9 protein-coding genes are annotated in these 7,796 nt (G+C 42.5%); 2 read left to right on the top strand and 7 right to left on the bottom strand.

Annotation, left to right across the window (positions count from 1 at the left end):
* Positions 1-70 precede the first annotated feature (70 nt).
* Positions 71-904, bottom strand: coding sequence for an RNA-guided endonuclease InsQ/TnpB family protein (locus TOL9009_RS40085; protein ID WP_144238301.1), 834 nt, complete (start codon positions 902-904; stop codon positions 71-73).
* A gap of 61 nt (positions 905-965) precedes the next feature.
* On the opposite strand from TOL9009_RS40085, the gene TOL9009_RS40080 reads away from it, so the two are divergent.
* Positions 966-1,169, top strand: coding sequence for a hypothetical protein (locus tag TOL9009_RS40080; protein WP_038296516.1), 204 nt, complete (start codon positions 966-968; stop codon positions 1,167-1,169).
* Positions 1,170-1,201: 32 nt separating this feature from the next.
* Here TOL9009_RS40080 and TOL9009_RS0121825 read toward each other — a convergent pair whose 3' ends face one another.
* From TOL9009_RS0121825 to TOL9009_RS0121810, 4 genes are all read right to left on the bottom strand, one after another.
* Positions 1,202-1,831, bottom strand: coding sequence for a Vat family streptogramin A O-acetyltransferase (locus TOL9009_RS0121825; RefSeq protein WP_029634640.1), 630 nt, complete (start codon positions 1,829-1,831; stop codon positions 1,202-1,204).
* A gap of 8 nt (positions 1,832-1,839) precedes the next feature.
* Positions 1,840-2,799, bottom strand: a complete 960-nt coding sequence (locus tag TOL9009_RS0121820; RefSeq protein WP_029634639.1) for a DNA-formamidopyrimidine glycosylase — start codon at positions 2,797-2,799, stop codon at positions 1,840-1,842.
* A 136-nt stretch (positions 2,800-2,935) separates the two neighbouring features.
* Positions 2,936-3,148, bottom strand: coding sequence for a photosystem I reaction center subunit IV (locus tag TOL9009_RS0121815; protein ID WP_029634638.1), 213 nt, complete (start codon positions 3,146-3,148; stop codon positions 2,936-2,938).
* An 89-nt stretch (positions 3,149-3,237) separates the two neighbouring features.
* Positions 3,238-3,504 (bottom strand): hypothetical protein, encoded by a 267-nt coding sequence (locus TOL9009_RS0121810; protein ID WP_029634637.1) that lies wholly within the window; start codon positions 3,502-3,504, stop codon positions 3,238-3,240.
* A 167-nt stretch (positions 3,505-3,671) separates the two neighbouring features.
* Here TOL9009_RS0121810 and TOL9009_RS47590 point away from each other — a divergent pair, with 167 nt between their 5' ends.
* The gene (locus tag TOL9009_RS47590; RefSeq protein ID WP_186227620.1) at positions 3,672-3,830 is read left to right on the top strand and encodes a hypothetical protein; all 159 of its coding nucleotides are present in this window, start codon (positions 3,672-3,674) and stop codon (positions 3,828-3,830) included.
* A 106-nt stretch (positions 3,831-3,936) separates the two neighbouring features.
* Here the strand turns inward: TOL9009_RS47590 and TOL9009_RS0121800 are convergent, their stop codons facing one another.
* Together TOL9009_RS0121800 and glyQ are read right to left on the bottom strand one after the other, a co-directional pair.
* Positions 3,937-6,291, bottom strand: coding sequence for a ComEC/Rec2 family competence protein (locus TOL9009_RS0121800; RefSeq protein ID WP_029634636.1), 2,355 nt, complete (start codon positions 6,289-6,291; stop codon positions 3,937-3,939).
* Between the two features lie 444 nt (positions 6,292-6,735).
* The gene (glyQ, locus tag TOL9009_RS0121795) at positions 6,736-7,626 is read right to left on the bottom strand and encodes a glycine--tRNA ligase subunit alpha (protein WP_029634635.1); all 891 of its coding nucleotides are present in this window, start codon (positions 7,624-7,626) and stop codon (positions 6,736-6,738) included.
* Positions 7,627-7,796: the final 170 nt, after the last annotated feature.

Raw genomic sequence — 7,796 nt, 5'->3', positions numbered from 1 at the left:
TCAGCCTTTTAGTGACAGTAATCTGCTGTCGGGCTGGATTAGTTATTTACGGACTGAATACCGTGATTCACTAATCAACGAATCGCACTAAATCTTCCAAGACGACCTTAGCGTTAGCTAGGCATAAGTTACGTGCGAGTCTCTTCGCATGTTCTTCCCTCTGTCTTGTTACTTTTAAATGTTTCCGGGCATAAATACCACGCGCTTTTCTCCGTCCACTTGACCCCTTTTTCTTCTTATAAATGTTGCATTGAACCCGCTTGATATCTTTTTCAGACTTACGTAGATATCGTGGGTTTTCTTCATGGTTGCCGTTACTATCAGAGTAGAAATATTCCAAGCCTACATCAATACCAATTTCTGATGTAGTTGATGGTGCATCCTGCTTGTTATCAATCTTTAAGCAAAACTGCACATAGCATCCATCGGCTCTACGCACAATCCGAACTCGTTTAATTAGTTCAACAGGATATTGATGTATATCCCATTTACCCAATAATTTGAGTTCGCCAATACCTTTTTTATCAGTGAAAGTGATACGGCCTATGGAGGGGTGCAACTTCCAGCCGGAAACTTTATACTCAACTGAACGGCTATGTTTTTTGAATCTTGGATAACCCTTTTTCCCCGGTTTATTGTTCTTGCAGTTATCAAAAAATCGGTTAATAGCACGCTCTACATTTTCTACTGATGCTTGGCAAGCATGGCTATTTAAATCATTGACAAACTTCAATTCTGAACGTAATTGAGTGTTGTACTGGTACAGTTCTTTTTTCCCGACACCGCGATTATCCATCCAATAACGCAAGACTTTGTTTCGCACAAACTGAGATGTCCTAATAGCTTCATTTATTGCTATTGATTGGGCTTTTTTCACGACGGCTTTGTATTCCAATACCAACACTTATTTATCACCTCCGCTCGTTTGATAGCATATATTTAGACAATACACAATATCTAAGATAATGACAACTAAAAAAGGACAAAAAAGATTAAAAAATATCCCAATATTACATGATGAGGTAAAAGAAAGACATCAAATAGTTGTAACGCCTACAGCTTGGGAGAATATGCGGCAAGAAGCCCAAAAGCGTGGAATTAGTATTAGTGAGTTAATAGAAGAGTTTGGACGGCGAATAAATTCGCCTACGGCTTACCCCCATAAATAAATTTAGAGGCTTGCACCCCGCGACTTATTTGGTCAAACACACATTTTTAACGCTTCAATATCTGCACCAACAATTTTTTCTAAGTTTCTCGTAATTTTTTCAATATTCCAATTCCACCAAGCAATTTCTAACAAAGTATCAATGGTTTCATCTGAAAACCGCTGTCGTAGCTGAGTAGTTGGATTGCCTCCGACAACTGTGTAAGGTGGAACATCTTTCACTACTACAGATTTTGTCGCAACGATCGCACCATCGCCGATTTTTACTCCCGGCATTATCACCGCTTCGTATCCAATCCAGACATCGTTACCGATCACGGTATTACCTTTGAAAGGTAATTCGTCTTGTGGCATTACGCGTTCCCAACCATGACCAAAAATTTCAAATGGATAGGTAGAAAACCCAGACATTTTATGGTTTGCGCCATTCATAATGAATTTTACACCTGTAGCGATGGCGCAAAATTTGCCGATAATCAGTTTGTCGCCGATAAACGGATAATGGTAAAGCACATTCCGCTCAAAATTTTCTGAGTCTTCCAGGTCATCATAATAAGTAAAATCCCCGATGATGATATTGGGGTTTGAGACAACATTTTTGATGAAACAAACCTGGGGGAATCCCTCCAGTGGATGCGGAACTTTTGGATCGGGATTTGGCATGGTAACACCTAACGCTGACATTGTATACAAAAGTGACTCGAACGCCCACCTAATCTAATACGCGCAATTGCTGTACCACATACTTTACAAGGTTCTCCGGCGCGGTTGTAAACCCAAGCTACACCGCCATAGTTACCGTTGACACCTTTTATATTGAGAAAATTACTAAAAGTTGTGCCACCAGCGGCAATGCTGGTTTCTAACACTTGAATAATATGCGATCGCAAACGTTGAATTTGCTCTGTTTTCAAATCTATACACAGTGTTTGTGGTCGGATTCCACTCAAAAACAAAGCTTCATCAGCATAAATGTTGCCTAACCCAGCTACGACTGATTGATCTAATAGGGCAGTCTTGATAGGACGGGGGCGATTTTGCAACTTACTTATGAAATACTCTACAGTAAATTCCGGTGAAAACGGCTCTACTCCCAATTTTTGTAAACCAGTAATGATACTTTCAACCGGAACTTCTGGAGGAACCCACCACATTTTACCAAAAGTGCGCTGGTCAACAAAGCGTAATTCTTGCTCCGAACCAAAAAATAATCTTACCCGTGTATGCTTGTGCAACGGTTCATCTCGATGGACCCACAGCAGTTGACCGGTCATTCGCAGATGAACCCCAAGGAAGGAAGTGGGAGAGGGGGATGGGGAGAGGGGGGGATGGGGAGAGGGGGGGAAAGAAGAAATATTCTCCAGGTCGTCGTCCCTTTGTCCCCTTGTCCCCTTGTCCCCCTGTGTTCCTGCTTCCTTATCCCCTTGGGTTGTAAGTTCAGCTAGGAGATATTTGCCCCGACGATGCCAAGTAGCGATCGCACTGCTTTTAATTCCAGAAATAAACTCAAAAGAAGAAAACGGGTAAGCGATCGCTCGTTCAAGCAATACATCTCCACCCGTAATTTTTTGATTTAGGGTCAATTGATTTAGACCCCTGAGAACTGTTTCTACTTCAGGTAATTCCGGCATTAGTCAGCTAACTTCACCAAACTACGCATTAATTAAAGCACTTTACAGTTTATAGCGACAGGGAAGTAGGGGAAATGGGAAGTAGGCAGACAAGGAAGAATTACTTATTACCCATTACCCATTACCTATGCCCTATTTACTTTTTCGCCTTTGCTTTGGGTGCTTCAGTTTCTAGTAATTCATCTTCAGCAAAGTTATTGGTGTTGATACCTGAGTAATTTACCTTGTTAAAGCGGACAATTACTGAGTACTTGATGCCGCCTGGGTCAATAGATGCTACGGTTCCTTCATCTTGAAACCAGTAAGATTCTTTACGGAGGACACGTACTTTAGAACCACGTTGAACCATGAGTTTTTCCCTCTTAGTAGTCAATCGCCGTGCTTTATACGGCTAATTGATTTCACTATAAGACTTAGCCGTTACACCATTATCTATTGTTAAGTTATTTGTCGAGTTAGTTTTTGAAATAAAAGCCGTGCAGCCTTTGCACAACAACGCGATTGAGCTACTTTTGCTGGTGTACCGCCAATTTTCAATTTATCGACGTAACTGCCCAGATATTGCCCTACTTCGATCTGCAACCGACGATTGGCTTTTGGCTCAATTCGAGTTAAGCACCATTGCCACAAGGCTTGACGGCAATGCCCGGAACCCCCAGGAACCGAGCGCTCTTGTTTCCCCCTCGCATCCTCAACTAAACCCATTCCCAATTTCAGTTTAAAAGCTCGGAGTGAGCGATCGCATTTATTTTAGGATAATTTTCGCCCCAACGAGTCGAGATTTGGCACTCAGTTGGTGTGGGTGGGTATTTGGGGTAAATGCTGCCGTAAGCAACTAAGTACAGTTTTGCATAAAAGCATAGCGTTTTAAAATGCAAGAGGATGCAATGCCAATGCGAGGCGATGCAATGCCAATGCGAAGCGATGCAATGCCAATGCGAGGCGATGCAATGCCAATACGAGGCGATGCAATGCCAATGCAGGGTGTTGCTAAATTTAATTTGCTACGAATTAATGAAATGCTGTACTAACACTCTTTTATTACTCTCGTCAGATTAAATTTGAAACCCTATTTTCAGGTTAGTCCGCGTAGGCGGACTTTGTTTGTGTAGAGGCGATTTTAATCGTCGGGGCTTCTCACAATACCGAAGCTCTATTTTCTGAAGCTTGAATAAACGCCTCAAACTCACCTTTCGGAGTCCATTGAATTGCCCCATCTCGCCCAGTAAAAAACAGCTTGGTTTGACTTTGGCTCAATTCTGAGACAATTTTCGGGTCAAGGTCGGCGTTAGGTGCGATCGCTATCTGTGGTTGCAATGCCAAAACCAAATCTTTCAATGACTCAGTAGCACACCAAAGCACTTGCGGATGAGGCAAGTCTTTCTTCTTCAAAAGTTGACGCAGTTCGTCTGACTTGAGATTACCCACTAACAACCAACTTTGATTTTGAATTTGCATTTGTAAGACGGGTAATTGGTCATTGATTAACTGCACCACTGTCGAACCAGTATTGACGGTTTGACCGAGGGACAAAGGTTGATAAATTCCCTTACTTTTTGGCAGTTCCTTTTGGATAGCCTGACTTGCCAATATATTGTCTGGGGTCGCAGAATAATCATAAAAAACTTTAATCGGCAAACGTTGCAGCACCTCCAACCAACCATTGCTATCATTGCCTTGGAAATTGCTAGCGATCGCCCAATCAATTTGATTCACACCTTGCTGTTGCAAAAATGGTAAAATTGTGTAGCGTCCTGTGCCTTCGTCTCCACTATTAATCAGCGTTACTCTTCCTTGGTTTTGAATGACCACAACTGGTTCTCTATCAGCTGCAAGCACCGTAATCCTAAATAAACTATTTGCAGAATGCCAAACTGGTATCAACACCAAAGCGATCGCAACCACACCTGCAAACCACCACCGTTGCTGCCACCAACGCACCAACCAAACCGATATAATCAGTGCATAGATTGCCAGCAACTGCCAAATAGATATCGTGCCAACAGCAACAGAATTTCCTGGCAAATTGCTGAAAAACTCCACTAATTTAATTAGCCAATCAGTAGGGTAATGCAATATCGTAGCGAAAACGCCGCCAGCGTCTGGCAAAATTAACGCAGGTATGGCGCTGATAATCCCACCAATACTAATAATAGAAATGAATGGTGTGCTAATGATATTTAGCAGTATGCTATAAGTTGGAACAACTCCAAATGTGTGAAGTTGCACTGGTAAAGTCCAAATTGTCGCCGCTAAAGGAACAGCAATTAAAGATGCGATCGCACTCGGCAACCACTCTAACCGCTGAATTAACGGTGGTACTGTCACAATTAATCCCAGAGTTGCTAAAAAACTCAACTGAAATCCTAAATCCCAAATCCACAAAGGATTAAACAGCAACAACAGCGTTGCGGCTAGCAGTAGCGATCCTAACTGCATCACCTTTCGCCTTAATACTAAAGCAATTAACGCGGCAAATCCCATAATTACCGCTCTAAGTACCGCAGCCTGAAAACCAGTTAAACTCAAGAAAAGAATTAAGGCAAACGAGCCAAGAAGAAATTGCGTTACACGTTTGGTACGCTTTGTCAATCCCAGCACCACACCTAATATTAGAGAAGTTTGAAATCCTGAAGCTGCCAAAGCATGAGCTAACCCTGCCTGCACAAACAAATCGCGAATATCGTAAGGTAAATCAACAGCTTTGCTACCCAAAACCATAGCACTGACAAGGGGACCTTCGGGGATACCTAGCCAACGAACATGCGATCGCACAATTCGCTCCCCAATTTTCCACCATCCCCATTTATCTTCTTCTTCTAAAATATTGATCTGCTTTCCAATCAAACCAGCAAAAGCCCCTTGCTGCCCCAAAAACTTTTGAAAGTCGAAACTACCAGGATTTGATGCTGCTTTTGGTTTATATAAAACCCCAGTAATTGCAACTTGTTCACCAGGACTTAACCCAGTAGCCTGAAGTAAAGGTACAGTCACGTATAACTTACCTGTGACTCCTTTACTCATAGCAGCTGAATTACTTTCCTTTTTGACCTCATCAAGAGTCTTTACTTGCAGCCAAAATTGTCCCCGTTGACTGCGAGTTAGACGGGGTATACTTGTCACCTCCCCGCGAACAATCACAAGTTGCTCTTGATTGTTATTACTTCCTGGTGGAACAAACAGACTGATGTCATTTTTTCCAGGTTGGGGTACACGCAATTGAAAATACAAGCTTGCAAACAACCCAACTAAGCCAGCAACTATCCATATAATTGGTTTGGGATTAGTTTGCCTTGGTAATACAGCGTTAGTTTTCGCTGGATGCTTTTCTGTTTTCTGAGGCAGTTTAGCCGAAGTAATGCGCTGTCTTCTCAAAAAAACCGCTCCTACTATCCCCAAAACCAGCACCCAAACTCCGCCGAAAGGAACTGCTGTAAACAACAATCCTACAATGTAGCCAAGACAAATAACTACACCACTTCCCTGAATCATGAGACTTATTGCAAAAGTACCTGGCAACTAGAACTTACCGTTACATTTAGCCCGCCTAGGCGGGCTTTGTTAGTGTAGCCCCAGACTTTAGTCTGAGGGCATTTAGCACCTTTGGCAATAGCTGGATTACAAACTCATAATTACCCAAGCATTAAACTCACGGCTACAAAACATTGTATTTAGCCCACGTAGGTAAGCTCTGTTCCTATAGTCCTTGTCGTTACCAACATTTATTTATCTCGTAAAACCCTTATCCCGCATAGGATTGCAAACTGTTGTCGCCCAGCGCGAAACTCCTCTTCATAGGACTAAATAAAGATTTCAGTCCATTTTAATGGACTTATGCTATCCCGCCTTAGAATTAATTCTAAGGCGGGATAGCGGCATTCTTCGAGGGTTTTGAAATAGACATCTCCGAAAGAGAATAAAGTAACATTAAGCCCATCACGAGCCTGTTGAACTTACCGTAGTCTTCAAAAGCGGAAAACCCAGTTTCTCACGTTGTTCCACATAAAGCTGCGCCACTCTTCGCGCTAAATGCCGAATCCTAGCTATGTAGCGAGTTCGCTCAGTAACTGAAATGATGCCTCTTGCATCTAACAAGTTAAACATATGCGAACACTTTAAAACATAATCCAAACTGGGTAATACCAGTCCTCGCTCCGCCAATTGCGTAGCTTCCTGTTCATACATATTAAATAGTGTTAGCAGCATCTCAGGATTAGAGGCTTCAAAATTGTAAACACATTGCTCAATCTCTCCTTGTAGGTGAACATCACCGTATGTAATGTTGTCCGTCCAGTAGATTTTAGTCATTGCATCTACACCTTGGAGATACATCGTCAGTCGCTCTAATCCATAGGTCATCTCAATTGACACCGGACGGCAATCAATTCCCCCACACTGCTGAAAGTAAGTAAATTGGGTCACTTCCATCCCATCTAGCCAAACTTCCCAGCCAGTACCCCAAGCACCCACCGTCGCATCTTCCCAATTATCTTCCACAAACCGGATATCGTGGTCTTCTGGACGAATTCCCAACGCTCTGAGGGAATCGAGGTAAATTTCTTGGATATTATCTGGCGAAGGCTTAATCAGAACTTGATATTGATAATAGTGTTGAAACCGATTGGGATTTTCACCATAACGTCCATCAGTGGGACGACGACAAGGTTCAACATAAGCCACAGCCCAAGGTTCTGGTCCCAACGCTCTTAAAAAAGTATGCGGGTTTTTAGTGCCTGCTCCCTTCTCAATGTCATATGCCTGGGCAATCAGACAACCGCGATCGCCCCAAAATTTATGCAATACAGCTATTACCGACTGAAAAATCACTTTCTTAGTAATCCTGGATTTCTAGGGTGTCTTAGTAATTGTGGCTTAAAAGGGTGTGCGGTGAGTAGATTTGAGGCGTTGATAAAAAAGCTCAAAAAATATTTTGAGAAAAGAGTTGACAAGAAAGAGTGGACTCGCTATATTGAATAAGTGCCGGAAGAGCGAGCGCC

It is taken from the genome of [Scytonema hofmanni] UTEX 2349, from assembly GCF_000582685.1.
Taxonomy (GTDB): domain Bacteria; phylum Cyanobacteriota; class Cyanobacteriia; order Cyanobacteriales; family Nostocaceae; genus Hassallia; species Hassallia hofmanni.
The sequence above is the reverse complement of the archived record's forward strand: the minus strand, read 5'-3'. Positions and strand labels throughout refer to the sequence as shown.